Origin of the sequence: Gordonia polyisoprenivorans NBRC 16320 = JCM 10675 (assembly GCF_000241325.1) — a bacterium.
Classification (GTDB): domain Bacteria; phylum Actinomycetota; class Actinomycetes; order Mycobacteriales; family Mycobacteriaceae; genus Gordonia; species Gordonia polyisoprenivorans.
In genome coordinates this window covers 35,810-51,774 of sequence record NZ_BAEI01000025.1, presented here as the reverse complement: position 1 = coordinate 51,774, position 15,965 = coordinate 35,810, and the positions used below count along the sequence as shown (strand labels likewise).

Here is a 15,965-nt window from a genome sequence, read left to right as displayed (position 1 = left end):
CTAGGAACACCCGTGCCACCATGTCTGACATGACGGATTCGACGTGGACCGCCGGTAGGGGAATGGAGCGCATCGTCGCCTACGAGCCGTCGCTCTCCGACATGCTTCAGCTCCTCAGCGATCGCGACCGCTCGCCGTGGCAGCAGTTCGTCGGATTCGAACCGACCGAGGTCACGCGTGAGGAACCCACGGCCAACAACGCCGATCTGTTGCTGACGGCGGATGACGGCGGGCGCGCCGTCATTGAGGTGAAGCTGGGACACATCCTCGGGCAGTCACAGCAGAGCAAGTACGAAGCCCTGCCCGGGGCACCGACGCTGTATCTTGCCGCGTTGAGCTCCGACCGCGATCGCCTCAGCAACCTGGGCTCCGAGCGCTGGAAGTTTCTGAGCCTGAGGGAGCTCTTCGGTTCGTGGCAATACGTGGCCGACGAGACTGCGCGGGTGATCGCCGGCGAAGTCACCTCGGTCCTGCAGGGCTGGGACGACTTGGTCGTTGGGGTGTTCACTCCGCGAACCGATCCCGACGCACTCCCTCTGTCGTCGCTGACTCACAAGTTCTTGGCTCGCGTGGTCACTCGTCGGATGGAAGTGGATCTCGCCACACGGCATCCGTATGCACGAGCCCTGGTATCCAGTGGCAGCGGAGGGTTGGCTTTCGTCCAGGCATGGACGCGCATCCGCAGCCAACACGAGGGTCGCTACTTCATTGCCGAGGTTCGCTGGCGCGAGAACAGGCTCACCGGAGAACTGAGGTTCGGCGTCGATTTCGATCCGGAGGCAGGGAAGTCGGTCGATGAAAGTCTGCGACGCGCAGCCTACGATCTCGCCTGCACGATGGAAGACCAACTGGACTTTGAGCCTCTCCACAGGCATCTGCACTCAGCGCGGCCTGAACTGGCGACGATGGTCTCCACACGAGGCCGGAGTCGACCACCTCGACGCGGCGACTGGGAAGCGGTCATGCGCCACGGGTTTTCCGGCGCACCGCTGGCGAACGGCAAGGAGAACAGCCGTCGCGCTACGCGCCCCGGCTTCTACGGGGACCGCACACTTCGGTTCGAAGCACTCGTGGACGTCGACTTCCGCCTCGCATCCGCTGTCGACGTCATCGCCCTGATCGACAGCACTCTGGAGTACCTGTCCGACTCCGAGCCGAGTGAGACAGCGTGAGTGGTCGAGAACCCACGCGGAACGAGGAGGCGCGATGACTACGCGGTACGGATGGTGGCGGACGTACGAACACTTCTGTGTACCCGGGTCAGCACCCGAGGCGATCAGCCGTCAGCTCGATCTGCTAGAGCATCATGTGCGGGCGAACACGTCGGGATTCCGCAAGCAACCGGTTGTCGGCATCGATGAAGGCAACGGATGGCAGATCGCATACGTCGCGAAGAAGACTGTCCTGGAGGACCTTCGCGACGCGCGCCCCGACCAGGCCGACAAGTACGATCGTGCCCGCGCGGGCGGCTTCCGCGGCAACCTCGGTCCCATTCCGCCGGTCGATCAGACATCGATCGACTCCATCGACCTCGACGCCGCTCCTGCAGCACAGGGCCCGCGCATCTGGATGGAGATCCGCAGAGAGAGCAACACCGACGGCTTCGGCGAGAACCTCTACGCCTACCGATACAAGGAGGACGGCACAGCGCGACCAGCCTTCGCCCGTCTTGGAACGGTGCAGCCCGGGGACCTGGTCTTGCATTACTGGATGCACGCGATTCGAGGAGTGTCGGTCATCGAAGGCGCGCCGGAGGTACTCGATGACGGAATCACCACCACGTTGCGCGACATGGTCTGGTTTACCGAGCCGGTGACACTCGACGATCTGCGTGACCGCACGCTGGACATCGTCGATGTCTACCACGACACACGAGATGATCCGCAGTACAGGCAGTTTCCGTTCCAGATCGACCACGCATCGTCGGCTGATCCGAATTTGCACGGCGCGGCGGTCACGTACTTCGTGGCGTTCCCTTCCTCGCTCGTTGATGCCGTGCCGTTGTTGGCGACACAGTTCACCTCTGCGGTCGGAGCTCAAGACAAGCAAGATAGGTCGCCCGACGACACCGATGCTCGCGTGGTGCGCAGGGCTCGCGGACCGGTCGACCCTCTGCTCCGGCGCCGGATCGAGGTGTACGCCGAAGACCAGGCCATCGAGTTGCTCAAGTCCGAGGGCTACACCGAGATCGAGCGCATCGGCAAGCCGTACGACCTACTCGCGACCGGACCCGGCATCGAAGACTTGCACGTCGAAGTGAAGGGCTCGATGCTGACTGCCGACGCGGTGATCCTCACCCGCAATGAGGTATCGCATGCCGATGACCACGTGACGTCGCTGATCGTCGTCGATGAGATCGTCGTCGAGGTCACCGAAGACGGCTACCAATGTTCGGGTGGACGGCTACGTCGTTGGGGTCAGTGGCGACCCGAACCGGAAGCGTTGGAGCCGTTGGAATTTGCCTACCACCTACCTGTCGACGCCGTCACGGGAATCTAAGTCAGGCACAACCGCCGAGCCGATCCGCTGTCCTCCGATCGGTCTCATCTCCGGTTGTGAGTGACCGTTTTGTCGGACCTTCGTGAGAAGGTTGTCAAGACTGTGGTTCGGATTGCTGACAAAGGAGTACAGACGGTGACCATCGTCAAGCGTGGAATCGTGTGCATCGCCATTGCGTGAGGCGCAGCGCTCGGTGGAATCGGTGCAGCACAGGCAATCCCGCCCTCGCAGCTCAACGGTTCGGTGACCGACGCCAGCACCGATATCGAGGTGGCCACCGAGGCCTACCGGGATCAGACGATGAATCGCTTCACCTACAACGAGGCCGTCGCGTACGTGATCGGCGACAAGTCCGCGGCCGCGGCAACCTACAGCTTGAACCAGTACCTTCACCGCTACTGCGCAGCGGCCCGGATGATCAGCACGGCGATCGCGGACATGGGCTACAACAGCGCAACCATCCAGAACTTCTACTACCGGTCCGGATGTCTGAATGCACCGAGCGTGACGCACGACGGCCCCACGTCGTAACCGCGATGTATTTCCTCTAGTGCCGGGGCTTTCGGTCGAGCGCGGACGTCGGCGCCGTCATACCCGCCGCGGTGAGCTCGGCCTCCGAGACGAGGGGGCCGGAAAGGATCTCGCGGAGCAGGTGATCCATGTCGTCGTGGAGCGCGATGAGGGCGGCGATGGCGCACAGCACCTCGGTCAGCTCGTCCGACCACTGTTCGGGCCACGCGGGATCCTGCACCTCGTCCAGCGGTGAGGACACCTTGCCGACCGGTCGGGCCAGCCGGTACTTCAGCCACGACGACACCACGCCGATGCCGCCGACGCGGTAGTCGAGGATCGCCTGCGGCACGTGCTCCCACCGTCCCGACCCGACGGGCAGAGTCTGGGCGAGCGCGTCGTGGGAGAACGTCGTCGGGCGCAGAGTGCCCACGGGCACTGTCTGTTCCGGCGGTGGGGCGCCCGGGGCGGCCAGCTCGATGACTGCGTCGGGGGAGTAGGTCATCAGCCCGACCACTCGCCGGCCGAGCTCCACGGCGGTATCCCACAACGCGGAGTCCCCGGTGATCGGGATGCGGACGCCTGGGGTCGCCAACTCGTCGTCGAAGTGAGCGACGAACCCGGGATGCCCGGTGAGGGCCGCCAGGTAGAAGACGAGATCCTCGGCGCGGGCATCGGCTCCGACGAGGGTGCGCAGTGCGTCGTCGAGACCGGGCGTCACATTGGGCGTGCCGTCGGGATGCAGACGCGGCAACGTACGACCACCACGATTGTTGAAGGCGTTGATGTCGGGCAGCAGCGCGCTGAAGTACAGGGCGGGTCCGGCACCGGGGCGGATCGAGTGTTGCTCCACGACGAAGATCTGGCCGGGACGGCGTGCCGCCCACAGGTCCGGACGTGCGCGGTCAAGCAGCCGGTTGTCGGCGATCAGCCACTGACGGTCGAAGGCACGGAACGTGATTCGTTCCACCGGTACCGGATGTCCGCGGTGGTCGTTTGAGGCGGTCGCGTCGAGTGGCGGCGCGGTGTCGAGGGGAACGCCCGGCAACGGCCGCACCCCGCGCCTGTCCGGGCTGCGACTGTCGGTGGTCTTGAACAGCACCGAACGGCGGTCGGCGTCGTGCTCGTCGAGGAGGGTGTGCAGTCGTGTGTCGAGGGTCGTCGCCGACGGCGCGCTCACCCAATTGCGGTTGGGGGTGACGCCGGTGGACAGCCACGGCATGAGTGTGGCCACCTCGGGAAAGTTGTCCCACCCGCTCGCGGCGGCCGGTGTGAACGGCGAATGCCATTGTGTGCGTACCGGTCTCCACCGCGGATCGTCGAAGGCCAGGGTGTCGAGGTCGGAGAGTTTCTCCGCGCTGGTGCCGTGGAGGTCCAGGTAGTGGATGTCGGCCGGGATGTCGTCATCGGTTGCTGGTGTGCGTGCGAAGATCCCGATGCACACCGGTGTCTCGATGGCGAACACCGCGTTGCGGGTGGGTGGTTTCTTGCCCTCGGGGCTGAGGTTGATGATCCATCCGTGAGAGGCTCTGCGGCGCAGATACTCTCGCATCCCGCGGAAGCCGGGGCCGGTGAGGTAGCCGGTGGCGGTGACGAAACAGATGAGACCCGGGCTCGGTCGATCGGAGCACGCTTCTTCGGTGCACGGTTGTTGGACGCACGGGGTGTCGAACGCCCACCAGCTCGCCCAGCGCCAGAAGTGGATGTAGGAGTTGGACAGCGCGAACTCGGTACTGCCGTTGGCCTGCAACCGGAATGCGTCGAGCGGCGGACGCCCGGTGGCCGGATCGGTTCCGTTCTCGATCCACCCGCCCAGACCGCGTGCACGCTCCCGATAGGGCGGATTGCCGATCACGACCCGGACGGACGGTTGCTCGGCTCGCTCGCCGGCGAGGGCGAGCCAGCGGTCCGGGTCGTCGAGAGTGTTGGCGCGGAACAGGTTCGGGCCCTGTGCATGAGCTCGGATGCGGAACTCGGCGACGGTGAACGGGCCGGAGTGCAGCTCTGCGCCGTGAAGTCGCCCCGCCTTGGCGGCGCCGATCAGGCGCAGGATCGCAAGAGGGAACGTGCCGGTCCCCATTGCGGGGTCGACGATCCGCACCGCATCGTCACCGAGCCCGGCGGGGGCGTCGAAGTGGGTTCTCAGCAGCCGGTCTATGAGCCGGACCATGGTGTCCGCCAACGGGACCGGCGTGTAATAGGTGCCGGATGACCGTCGGAGCGTGGGCGCGTCGACGCGTAGGAACTGCTCGTAGAGATAGACGTGGAGGTCGGGGTCGGCGGCGGTGAGCGCGGCCCAATCGATCGCGCGTAACGCTCTCACGATCGGGGTGATCGTCGAGGCGAGCAACGGGTCGGCGGACCGACCATCGGTGAGGTGACGGTCGGAGCCCTCGGCGACCGCAAGAACCAGTCCGAACACCACGGTTCGGGCGTACTCGTCGGGATGCACCCCGTCGCGCTCTGCGCACTCGCGCAGAGCCGCCGACTCCCGCAGGGCGCGCGTGAGGTCGACAAGGGTCGCGACGAGCATCTGCGGCCGCTGCACCGGCGTCAGAAGTCTTGTCGCTCAGACACGTTCGAGAACGACCACCGGGATGACGCGAGAGGTCTTGGCCTGGTAGGCATCGTAGTCGGGCCACACCTCGACCATCCTCGCCCACATCTGCGGCTTCTCCTCATCGGTGGCGACCCGGGCGCGCACGGCGAAGCGCTCGTCCTTGATCTGCACCGCAGCGTCCGGGTTGGCCTCCAGATTCCGGAACCACGCCGGCGGCGCATCGGTGCCGCCCTTGGACGCGACGACGAGGTAAGCGTTCTCACCCCACGGACGGAAGATCAGCGCATGTCGGCGTTCCTCGCCCGACTTGTTACCCGTGGTGAACAGGATGAGAATCTCGGTGCCATTCCAGTGATAGCCGTGCTCACCTCCGGTCCTCAGGTACTCCTCGACGTGCGGGTCACCATGCAGATCATCGACGGAACTCATGGTTCCACCATGCCAGGAGATCACCCGGCCAGAAAGGGCCGCGACGGTGCGGCCCTTGTACTGCAGCCCTCGTACACTGGGGGAGTTCACCCGCACGATCTGTGCGGGACGCGAATCCACTCTCGACGAAAGAGCCTCATCATGGACGCAACCCTCACCCCCGAGGCAGAGGGCGCGGTCGCCGACATTGCCGCACGGTACGGCCTCTCGCGCGACGCGGTGCTCGCGATGTTGTACGCGGTCAACAGCGGCGGTGGCACCATGGCCCAGTTCTCCATTCCCGAACTCGGCGGGTCGGGACAGTGGATGCGCGGCGGCATGACGATGGTCGGCAACATGTTCGACAACGCACTCAAAGCCCGCGTCGACTCGCTGTGTAGCGAGCTCTCGCAGCTTCTCGCCACCACGATCGTGTTCCCGCCGGCGCCGAGTAGCAATTCGTTCGGCGGCTCGTTCGGGGCCGGCTTCGGTACCGCCAACAACTGGTGGCCCGCCGACCTCGGGGTGCCCAGCTCCAGCGGCGGACAGAACGACTCCCGCTATGCGGTGTTCCCCGCGACGCGGCGTTTGGCCATCCAGGTCAACGGTGTGACAAGGGTTTTCGACACCGGCGACCACCAGATCGGTGGTGTACAGCAGCAACAGGGTGGGTACCCCGGTTCGGTGAGCTTCTCCAGCCAATACGGCACCTTCGACGTCTCGAGCCTGCGGGAAATCGGTGGGCAGGAGATCGTCGACACACCGGTGGCGGCGCCCGAACCCCCAGCCCAGAACGGTTCGGCCCAGTATTCCTCCGCCCAGATTCCTTCAGATCAGAACGGTCCCGCCCAGAATGCTCCGGCCCAGAACCTTCCGGCCGGCTCCGAGGACATCTTCGCCGCGATCGAGTCGCTGGCCGGTCTGCATCAGCGCGGCATCCTGACCGACGAGGAGTTCGCAACCAAGAAGGCCGAACTGCTCGCCCGGCTGTAGGGGAAGCGCGTTGGTGGTGGAACTCGAACCGGGATTGGCGGCCTCGCTCCGCAAAATCGAGCGGCAGGTGCTTGCCGAGGTGCCGTTGCGGCCCCGGTCGGTGCGGGTGATCTGGCTGGCAATCGTCGTGCTGGCCGCCTCCAGTATCGGTGCCTGGGTGACCAGCGACGTCGGCGGCGACCGGACACTGCTCGGTCAGATCGCGATCGGGCTCGGCGTCGGCGGCACCGTGCTCTCCGCAGCGGCGGCCACAAGGCGTCGATTCGGGTGGTGCGTCCTGGCCGGCGCGGTCAGTGGGATCGCCGTTCCGCTGTCGGTGCTCGGCTACTGGTCGACGCAGACCGGATTGGGTGTGGCGTCGGGTTGGTTTCTCGTCGCGGTGCTGTGTCACGCGGTTCTCGTGGGCAACTGGGTGCAGTGCGGGCGGCCGCCGGTTCCGCCGCGAAGGTAGACGCCCCAATTCGGACTGTGTCCTGCGTCACACCCGACTACGCTGGATGGCACCATGGTCGAGTTCGATCCGCAGGACACGCAGCGAGACGTCGTTCCGGACGCCGCCTCGGAGCTCATTGCGGCCGGATTCAGCGATCCCCTGTTGATCGGCCGTGGCGGATTCGGCGCGGTGTATCGCGCCGAACAACCCAACCTCGAGCGCACCGTCGCGATCAAGATCCTCACCGACCACCTCGACGAAGCGAGTCTGGAACGATTCCTGCGCGAACAGCGGGCGATGGGCCGGTTGTCGGGGCACCCGCACATCGTGAACATCCTCGAGGTGGGGTCGACGCCGGGCGGCATGCCCTACATCGTCATGCCGTATCACCCGCACGACTCGCTCGACGCGCGCATCCGCAAGCACGGCCCACTCGACTGGCCCGACGTGCTGCGTCTCGGGATCAAGATGGCCGGCGCGCTGGAGACCGCGCACCGGACGGGCACGCTGCACCGCGACATCAAACCGGGCAACATCTTGCTCACCGAGTACGGCGAACCGCAGCTCACCGACTTCGGTATCGCCCGCATCGTCGGTGGCTTCGAGACCGGCGCCGACATGGTCACCGGATCGCCGGCATTCACCGCACCCGAGTTGCTCACCGGCGATCCGCCGACCGTGGCCTCGGATCTCTACGGCCTCGGCGCCACCTTGTTCTGCGCGTTGACCGGGCACGCCGCGTTCGAGCGACGCAGCGGCGAGCAGGTCGTGGCGCAATTCCTGCGGATCGCCAGTGAGCCCGTCCCGGATCTGAGTTCCACCGATGTCCCCGACGAACTGTCCCGCGCGATCGAGCACGCGATGGCCCGCGTACCCGAGGACCGTCCCGACAGCGCGGCCGCCTACGGCGAGGAACTGCGGGCGATCCAGGCGCAATTCGGGCAGGCAGTCGCCGACATGGCGATCCCCGCGCAGGCCACCCAGGATCCGCTGACCGGGGCGTCGGCTCGCAGGTCGCGCACCGATACCGCACCGCCGACACCGGCCACGAAGTTCCGGCCGCCATTGCGTCCGCGTGCACAGGTGGTCCGGGAGCGACTGCTGGACATCCTGCGGGCAGGCGAACGCCGACGGCTCATCCTCATCCACGGCCCGGCCGGCTACGGCAAGACCACCGTCGCCGCGCAGTGGGCCGAATACCTGCACCGTGAGGGTGTGGAGGTGGCCTGGCTGACCGTCGACGACGACGACAACAACGCCTCCTGGTTCGTGACGCATCTGATCGAGGCGATCCGACGCACCGACCCCGACGTCACCGCCGGACTCGACGATCTACTCGACGAACGACGCGAACACTCCGACCAGCATGCGCTGGCCACGCTGATCAATGCGATCCACGACCGCGGAAACCGGATGCTGGTCATCGTCGACGACTGGCATCGGGTCACCGATCCGGCGGCCGTCGCGTCGATGGACTTCCTGCTCGAGCACGGCTGCCATCACCTGCAGTTGCTGATCACCAGCCGGTCGCGGACACGTCTGCCGATCAGCCGCATGCGCGTGCTCGACGAACTCGTCGAGATCGACATCGCACAACTGTGTTTCGACGCCGACGAAGCCCGGTCGTTTCTCGTCGACGTCTCCGGGCTCGACCTCGAGAGCCGTGACATCACCGAACTGTGGAACTCTACCGACGGGTGGGTCGCCGCACTGCAACTCGCCTGTGTCTCGTTGCGCGGCAGCGACACCCCGGCCGAGCTGATCTCCAACATCTCCGGTCGGCATCGCGCGATAGGCGACTTCCTCGCCGAGAACGTACTCGGTGCCCTCCCGTCGGAGATCCTGCACTTCCTGATCACCACGTCGATCCCCGACAAGGTGTGCGCGGGTCTGGCGACAGCGCTCAGCGGTGAGATCCGTGGGCAGGCGTTGCTCGAGGACATCGAGGCGCGAGACCTGTTCTTGCGCAGGATCGATGCCGATGGCGACTGGTTCGGCTTCCATCCGCTGTTCCTGGAGTTCCTGCGCCGACGGCTCGAACGCGACCAGCCCGAGCAGGTCTCGGAGTTGCACCGCATCGCCTCGACGTGGTTCGGCGAGCACGGAATGCTCTCGGAAGCTGTCGATCACGCATTGGCGGCCGGCGACACCGACAGAGACAAAGCCTTGCGTGCGTCGTCGACGTATGTGTCGGCGGACGCACGAAAGTCGGTTCGAAGGATGTCAAAGTTCTGTGTCCTACCGTTGCCGGCCAGGTGACGGTCCAGGTGTGATCGCCCCTACTCGCCCTTGAACGGTGCGGTCCCGAGTACCAGCTGAAGCCCGTCGATCCCGGAATTGGCTCGTGCGTACTGTAATTCGTGGCTGATGTCGCCGATGTTGTTGAGCGGGGGTAGCGCCAGACCGATGGTGGAGAGCACACCGAGGGCACGCCCCTGTGCGTCGAGGTAGGCGCTGCCGCTGTCTCCGGGGATGCCTGGGAAACGCATCTCCACGATGTGCGACCAGCCGTTGTCGGCGGGTTGGTCGGCCTTGCTGACGCCGTGTTGCTTCGACAGCTTCTTGAATCCGAACTTCAGGCTCGAACTGCCGTAGCTGTAGATCTTCTCGTCGGGGGTTGTGCCGTCGGTGTCGATGCCGGTGGGTCCACCCCAGAACGGTATCGACGGATTGACCTTGCCGACGTCGTCCGGCTTCACCTTGATCAGTGCGAGATCATTGAAACTGCAGGTGTTCTGATCGGTTTCGCCCTTCTGATGCATGGTGAGCCAACTGTTGTAGACCAGGGTGCCGGCACCGAGCTGTGTGCCCACGCCGGTGATCGGGTTGCCGCCCTTGTTGAAGGTGACGGCGGTGCCGATCGGCAGGCTGTTGTTCTGGCACCCGTTGGTCTCGGTGTCCTTACCCGTTCCCGAGCAGTGTGCGGCCTGTCCGAGGTAGACGTTGCCGGATTTGTCGACGAAGACGTAGTTGGTGGTGCATTGCGCATCGCCGGTGTAGGTCTGGACGCCGGGGGTGATCGTCGCCGAATCAGCGGACGCGAAATCGACTTTCGCGGCATCCGCCGCCACCGTCATCTGCGGCGTCGCCGGGGTGGCGGGTCTCGGGGCGGTGGAGGTGCCGCACGCGCTCGCGGCGACCGCGACGAATGCGGCCGCCGCGACACAGGCCACGGCCATGCGGCGGCGTGGCTCGGCGATGTTCGTTCTCACCCGGGCAGAATATCCAGACCGGTTGCCCTGCGACGTCATTCAAAGGTGCGAAGTCGTTCGGCCGATGTAGGCGAAAACCGGCAAATCACTCGAAGTAGCGGTACACGACCTCGGCGACGACGGCGGGACGCTCACTGTTCTCGAGTTCGATGACGCCCTCGACGGTGACCTGGACGCCGCCCTTGGGCAGGTGCTCCACCTTGGCGAGAGTCGCCTTGAGACGCACGCGTCCGCCGGCGGGCACGGGGTTGGTGAACCGAACCTTGTTGAGCCCGTAGTTGACCGCCATCGTCACGCTGTCGACGGCGAGCACCTCACCCCACATCGGGATGATCAGTGACAGCGTGAGGTATCCGTGGGCGATCGGCCCGCCGAACGGGCTCTCGGCAACAGCGCGCTCGGGGTCGACGTGAATCCACTGGTGGTCGCCGGTGGCGTCGGCGAAGGTGTTGATGCGTTCCTGGGTGACCTCGAGCCACGAACTGACGCCGAGGACGGTGCCGACGAGATCGTCGAGCTCGGCGAGGGTGGCCAGGTGTGTGGTGGTGGGTGACGCGGTGGTCATCGGTACGAGTCCTTCTCTGGGTGGGTTTCAGTGTTTGACGCCGAGGACGGTGAGTGCGTTGTCCTTGAAGATCAACGGCAGCACCTCGGGCTTCATGTCGAGGGTGGCGAAGTCCTTGCGCCATCGGTCGACCTGAATGACCGGAAAGTCCGATCCGAACAAGACCTTGTGGCGCAGCATCGAATTGGCGGCCTTGACCAACTGGGGCGGGAAGTACTTGGGCGACCAGCCGGACAGATCCATGTAGACGTTGGCCTTGTGCGTGGCGATCGAGATCTGGGCGTCGACCCACGGCACCGCCGGGTGTGCCATCACGATGGTGAGGTCGGGGAAGTCGGCGGCGACATCGTCGAGCAGCATCGGATCGGAATAGCGCAACTTGATGCCGTGCCCGCCGGGGAGTCCGGCGCCGATTCCGGTCTGCCCGGTGTGGAACAGTGCGGGCACGCCGGCTTCGGTGATCGCCTCGTAGACCGGATAGTACCGGCGGTCGTTGGGTTCGAAACCCTGCATGCTCGGGTGGAACTTGAAGCCCCGCACGCCGAATTCGTCCACGAGCCGGTGCACGCGCTTGACCGCCGCCTTGCCCTGCAGCGGGTCGACGGAACCGAACGGGATCAGGACGTCGTTGAACTCCGCTGCGCGCTCGGCGATCTCCTCCACCGAGTTCGGCGAGTGGCCCGACGCCGAGTGCGCGTCGACGGTGAACACCACCGCCGCCATGTTGCGTTGCCGATAGTGCTCGGCGATGGATTCGATTCCCGGCGTGCGCTCTTCGCCGGAGCGGAAGTACTTCTCGGAGGCGGCCATCAACTCGTCGTCGAGCGAACGATGCCCGCAGCCGTCGATCTCGACGTGGGTGTGGATGTCGATGGCGTCGATGGCATCGAAGTCCACCGCGCACTCGTAGCGGGTGCTCATTTCGCGGCCGCCAGTACTTCGTCGGGGAACTTTTCGCCGACCGTCTCGAGCTGGTTGGCGAAGGCGCCCGGCCAGACCGCCGCAACGTCCTCGGCGCTGAAACCGCTGTTGTGATAGGCGGTTTCGGACAATTCCGGGTGCGTCCACAGAGCGAGACGGTCGCCGCCGATGGAGATGGCCTGACCGGTGATGTCGGCGGCGGCATCGGAGGCGAGGAACGCGATGAGTCCGGCAACGTCCTCGGGCGTGCCCATTCCGACCTCGCGACGGATGACGTCGGGGAGGGAGCCGGTCCGCTCGGCCTCGTCGATGAACGGCTTGAAGATCGGGATGGTGGCGGTCATCGCGGTCACGGCGACCGGGCAGACGGCGTTCGCGGTGATCCCGGCCTTCTTCAGTTCCATCGCCCAGGTGCGGACCATGCCGACGATGCCGGCCTTGGCGGCGGAGTAGTTGGTCTGCCCGAAGTTGCCGCGCTGCCCGGCGGGCGAGCCGATGCAGATGATGCGGCCGCCGTCGCCCTGCTCGCGGAATCGCAGCACGGCCTCGCGCACGCACGTGAACGTGCCCTTGAGATGCACGTTGATGACGGCGTCGAAATCCTCGTCGGTCATCTTCCAGAGCACCTTGTCGCGCAGGATGCCGGCGTTGGTGACCATGACGTCGAGGCGTCCGAAGGTGTCCACGGCGGCGGCGACCAGCGCCTGCGCGGTCTCCGTCGATCCAACGGGTGCGACCACTGCCACGGCGCGGCCGCCGTCGGCGGTGATCGCGGCGACGGCGGCCTGCGCGGTCTCCTCCGAGACGTCGTTGACGACGACTGCCGCTCCGCGGCGGGCTAGTTCGCGGGCGTAGGCCAGACCGAGCCCTTGCCCACTGCCGGTGACGACGGCGACTTTTCCGTTCAGATCCATGGTTGCCTCCTCAGGCTCGGGATACGTATTCGATTAGAACGCTAACCATTGAGAAAGTCAATGATTGTGGAAGTGGTAACGTGCTCGCGATGGGAGGGCCCATGACATCCCGGCGAATGCTCGACGACGATCTCGGCTTCTTGATGGCTCGCGCCAGCGTGGTGCTGAGCAAGGAGACCAATCGCGCCATCGCGCCCCTGGGGCTGAAGGTGCGTGGGTACAGTGCGCTCGCGGCCGTCTGCGACGAACCCGACGGCATCACCCAGCGTCGACTGGCCACCGTGGTGGGCCTCGACCCCAGTCAGATCGTCGCTCTCGTCGACGATCTCGAGGACCGGAAGCTGGTGCAGCGCACCACCGACATCAATGACCGGCGCAACAAGCTCATCGTCGCGACCGAGGCCGGGGCGGAGCTGTGCGACGAGGCGCGCAGGCGCAGTGCCGCGGTGACCGCCGAGTACGTGGCCGGCACCGATGCGGGGGATGTGGCGGCTGCACGGGAACTGTTGCGTCGCATCGCCTTCTCAGGCGTGGACGGGCGCGCCGGAAAACATCGACCGTAACCGGTCCTTGCGGATCTTGCCGGTGGCATTTCGCGGGATCTCCTCGAGCAACACCATCGACTTCGGGATCTTGTACCGCGCCAACCGTTCACCCAGGAACGCCGCGAGCTGCTCGTAGGTCAGCGTCGCGCCGTCGGCCAGGGTGATGGCCGCACAACCGACCTCACCCCACTTGTCGTCGGGGACCCCGAACACCCCGCACGCCACCACTCCGGGCATCGAGAGGATGACGGCCTCGACCTCGGCCGGGTAGATGTTCTCGCCGCCGGAGATGATCATGTCCTTGAGACGATCGACGATGGTGATGTAGCCCTCGTCGTCGCGGACGCCGACGTCGCCGGAACGGAACCAGCCGTCGTCGGTGAACGCCGCGGCGGTCGCGTCGGGGCGATTCCAGTAGCCGGCCATGACGTTGGAGCCCTGGATCTGGATCTCGCCGCGCTCCCCGGGCGCGGTTTCGTCCCCATCGGGACCGACGACCCGAACATCGGTGAAAAAGTGTGGCACACCGGCACTTCCGAGCTTGCGGGCGGTGTGCGACGGGGTGAGGACCAGCGCACCGGGCCCGGTCTCGGTCAGCCCGTAGCCCTGGCACAGTGCGATGCCGCGTTCGGTGTAGGTGTGCAGAGTGCGGGGCGGAACCGGTGCCGCAGCGACGATCCAGCGGCGGATGGAGCTCAGATCCGCTGACGCCCAGTCCGGGTGGGAGCTCATGGCGTCGAGCATGGTGGGCACCCCGAAGCCGTAGGTTACGTTGCGCTCGGCGATGACCCGCAGCACCCGGCCCGGTTCGAAGCCTTCCTCGATCACCACGGTGCCGCCCTTCAGCAGGATGGGCAGCGAGATGAAATTCAATGCGGCCGTGTGGAACAACGGTGCCACGACCAGTGCGACCTCGTCGCTGCGCAGGTCGAGGTCGAGGATCGGGTTGAGGACCGCGAAGGTCACCGTCCCGTGGTTCAGGACAACACCTTTCGGGTTTCCGGTGGTTCCCGAGGTGTACATGATGAAGCACGGGTCGTCGTGGGTGACGGGCAGATCGATGCGGTCGGTGGATGCGGCGGCGATGCTGGTCTCGTAGCCGACGGCGTCCGGGTCGGGATCGCCGTCGACGACCATGCGGGTGGTCGCGCCGGCTTCGGCCGCGGCCGCGATCGCCACGTCCGCCAACGCCGCGGAGTGGATCAGCACCGTGGCGCCGGAATCGGTCAGGGCGTAGGCGACCTCGGGAGTGGTCAGCCGGGCGTTGAGCGGCACCAGGATGGCGCCGAGCAAGCCGGCCGCGAAGAGCGCCTCGAGATACGCGGGATGGTTGGCGCTGAGCAGTGCGACGCGGTCGCCACGTCCGACGCCGAGATCGGCGAGGGCGTGTGCGAGCCGCGTGGTGCGCTCGTCGAGTTCGGGATAGGTGATCGCCTGGTCACGGAAGACGATGGCCTCGGTGTCCGGCGCCTGCCGGGAGGCCCGTAGCGGCCACGTGCCCACGCCCTGATTGCGCATCGTGTACTCCTCGATCGCCCGATGTAATCGAGATCACGATAGAACGCAATCGTTGAGAATGTCAATGGTTACGTGGTGTCGTCAGCGGGAGCGCCACTTCTCCACCCGCTCGGTGTGCTCGGGCGAGAGATGGGCCAGGGGTTGCATCGCCGCGGCCATGCCGAGGACCGATTCCAAAGGGCTGGTTCGTGATTCCTGCAGCAGGCGCTTGGCCATCCGCAGCGCCTCAGCGGGGTTCTTGGTGATGCGTTCGGCGAGCGTACGGGCCTCGTCGAGGAGAGCGTCGGGGCCGACCACGCGGCTCACCATGCCCCACTCGGCAGCCGTCGCGGCATCCACGCGGTCGCCGGTGAACGTCATCTCCGCGGCCCGCTCATATCCGACGGCACGCGGCAGGAACCACGTTCCGCCGTCGCCCGGGATCAGCCCGACCTGCACGAAACTCTCCGCGAAGGATGCGCGCTCGGAGGCGATCCGGATGTCGCACATCATCGCCAGGTCGCAGCCCGCGCCGACGGCCGCACCGTTGACCGCGGCGATGATCGGCACCTCGAGGCGAGCCAGGGCACGGGGCAGACGTTGGATACCCGCCACGTAGGCACGTCGCTGCGCTCGCTCGTCGACGCCGAACATGCCCGTCCGGTCTGCCATCTCCTTGACATTGCCGCCCGCGGAGAAGATCTTGCCCGCCCCGGTCAGGATGATCGCCCTGATCTCGAGGTCGGCGTTGGCGGCGTCGACCGCTGCCTCGAAGGCCTCGACAAACTCCACGTCGGTGATCGCGTTGCCGACCTCGGGCTTGTTGATCGTCCAGATCTGGGTCGCGCCGGTGGTGGCGATGTCCAGAGGTGAATGCATGTGGGAGACCTTTCGCGACGGTGAGAACG

At 66.0% G+C, this 15,965-nt stretch carries 14 protein-coding genes and 1 pseudogene; 7 read left to right on the top strand and 8 right to left on the bottom strand.

Annotated features, from left to right (window positions below; genetic code table 11):
* Positions 1-29: 29 nt before the first annotated feature.
* The 3 genes from GOPIP_RS06430 (at position 30) to GOPIP_RS06420 (ending at position 3,030) form a co-directional block, all read left to right on the top strand.
* A complete protein-coding gene (locus tag GOPIP_RS06430; protein WP_138944082.1) occupies positions 30-1,172 on the top strand; it encodes a hypothetical protein in 1,143 nt (380 codons plus the stop codon).
* Positions 1,173-1,206: 34 nt separating this feature from the next.
* On the top strand, positions 1,207-2,499 hold the full coding sequence (locus tag GOPIP_RS06425) for a protein NO VEIN domain-containing protein (protein ID WP_006368773.1): 1,293 nt from the start codon (positions 1,207-1,209) through the stop codon (positions 2,497-2,499).
* Between the two features lie 243 nt (positions 2,500-2,742).
* Complete coding sequence (locus tag GOPIP_RS06420; RefSeq protein WP_006368772.1) at positions 2,743-3,030, top strand: hypothetical protein; 288 nt, start codon at positions 2,743-2,745, stop codon at positions 3,028-3,030.
* Positions 3,031-3,046: 16 nt separating this feature from the next.
* On the opposite strand, the gene GOPIP_RS06415 is transcribed toward GOPIP_RS06420, so the two are convergent.
* Together GOPIP_RS06415 and GOPIP_RS06410 are read right to left on the bottom strand one after the other, a co-directional pair.
* Positions 3,047-5,557: a type ISP restriction/modification enzyme gene (locus tag GOPIP_RS06415; protein ID WP_006368770.1), complete on the bottom strand. Its 2,511-nt coding sequence runs from the start codon at positions 5,555-5,557 to the stop codon at positions 3,047-3,049.
* A 21-nt stretch (positions 5,558-5,578) separates the two neighbouring features.
* On the bottom strand, positions 5,579-5,998 hold the full coding sequence (locus GOPIP_RS06410) for a nitroreductase family deazaflavin-dependent oxidoreductase (RefSeq protein ID WP_006368768.1): 420 nt from the start codon (positions 5,996-5,998) through the stop codon (positions 5,579-5,581).
* A gap of 141 nt (positions 5,999-6,139) precedes the next feature.
* Here GOPIP_RS06410 and GOPIP_RS06405 point away from each other — a divergent pair, with 141 nt between their 5' ends.
* The 3 genes and pseudogenes from GOPIP_RS06405 to GOPIP_RS06395 form a co-directional block, all read left to right on the top strand.
* On the top strand, positions 6,140-6,970 hold the full coding sequence (locus GOPIP_RS06405; RefSeq protein WP_006368767.1) for an SHOCT domain-containing protein: 831 nt from the start codon (positions 6,140-6,142) through the stop codon (positions 6,968-6,970).
* A 16-nt stretch (positions 6,971-6,986) separates the two neighbouring features.
* A complete protein-coding gene (locus tag GOPIP_RS06400) occupies positions 6,987-7,421 on the top strand; it encodes a hypothetical protein (protein ID WP_020173085.1) in 435 nt (144 codons plus the stop codon).
* A gap of 54 nt (positions 7,422-7,475) precedes the next feature.
* Positions 7,476-9,560, top strand: a pseudogene (locus GOPIP_RS06395) (serine/threonine-protein kinase PknK); the annotation flags it as partial.
* 122 nt (positions 9,561-9,682) lie between these two features.
* Here GOPIP_RS06395 and GOPIP_RS06390 read toward each other — a convergent pair.
* The 4 genes from GOPIP_RS06390 to GOPIP_RS06375 form a co-directional block, all read right to left on the bottom strand.
* Positions 9,683-10,582 carry a hypothetical protein gene (locus tag GOPIP_RS06390; protein WP_006368762.1) on the bottom strand — a complete coding sequence of 300 codons (900 nt, stop codon included), beginning with the start codon at positions 10,580-10,582 and terminating at the stop codon, positions 9,683-9,685.
* A 118-nt stretch (positions 10,583-10,700) separates the two neighbouring features.
* On the bottom strand, positions 10,701-11,180 hold the full coding sequence (gene couM, locus GOPIP_RS06385; RefSeq protein ID WP_006368761.1) for a p-hydroxycinnamoyl-CoA hydratase: 480 nt from the start codon (positions 11,178-11,180) through the stop codon (positions 10,701-10,703).
* Positions 11,181-11,207: 27 nt separating this feature from the next.
* On the bottom strand, positions 11,208-12,101 hold the full coding sequence (gene couO / locus GOPIP_RS06380) for a 4-hydroxyphenyl-beta-ketoacyl-CoA hydrolase (protein ID WP_006368760.1): 894 nt from the start codon (positions 12,099-12,101) through the stop codon (positions 11,208-11,210).
* Positions 12,098-13,015, bottom strand: a complete 918-nt coding sequence (locus tag GOPIP_RS06375; RefSeq protein WP_006368759.1) for an SDR family oxidoreductase — start codon at positions 13,013-13,015, stop codon at positions 12,098-12,100. Before GOPIP_RS06375 ends, couO begins: the two co-directional genes overlap by 4 nt.
* 101 nt (positions 13,016-13,116) lie before the next feature.
* Between GOPIP_RS06375 and GOPIP_RS06370 the strand changes: the two genes are divergently transcribed.
* Complete coding sequence (locus GOPIP_RS06370) at positions 13,117-13,578, top strand: MarR family winged helix-turn-helix transcriptional regulator (RefSeq protein ID WP_006368758.1); 462 nt, start codon at positions 13,117-13,119, stop codon at positions 13,576-13,578.
* Here the strand turns inward: GOPIP_RS06370 and GOPIP_RS06365 are convergent.
* Positions 13,540-15,078, bottom strand: coding sequence for an acyl-CoA synthetase (locus GOPIP_RS06365; protein ID WP_006368757.1), 1,539 nt, complete (start codon positions 15,076-15,078; stop codon positions 13,540-13,542). The genes GOPIP_RS06370 and GOPIP_RS06365 overlap by 39 nt on opposite strands.
* 81 nt (positions 15,079-15,159) lie before the next feature.
* Positions 15,160-15,936: a crotonase/enoyl-CoA hydratase family protein gene (locus GOPIP_RS06360; RefSeq protein ID WP_006368756.1), complete on the bottom strand. Its 777-nt coding sequence runs from the start codon at positions 15,934-15,936 to the stop codon at positions 15,160-15,162.
* Positions 15,937-15,965: the final 29 nt, after the last annotated feature.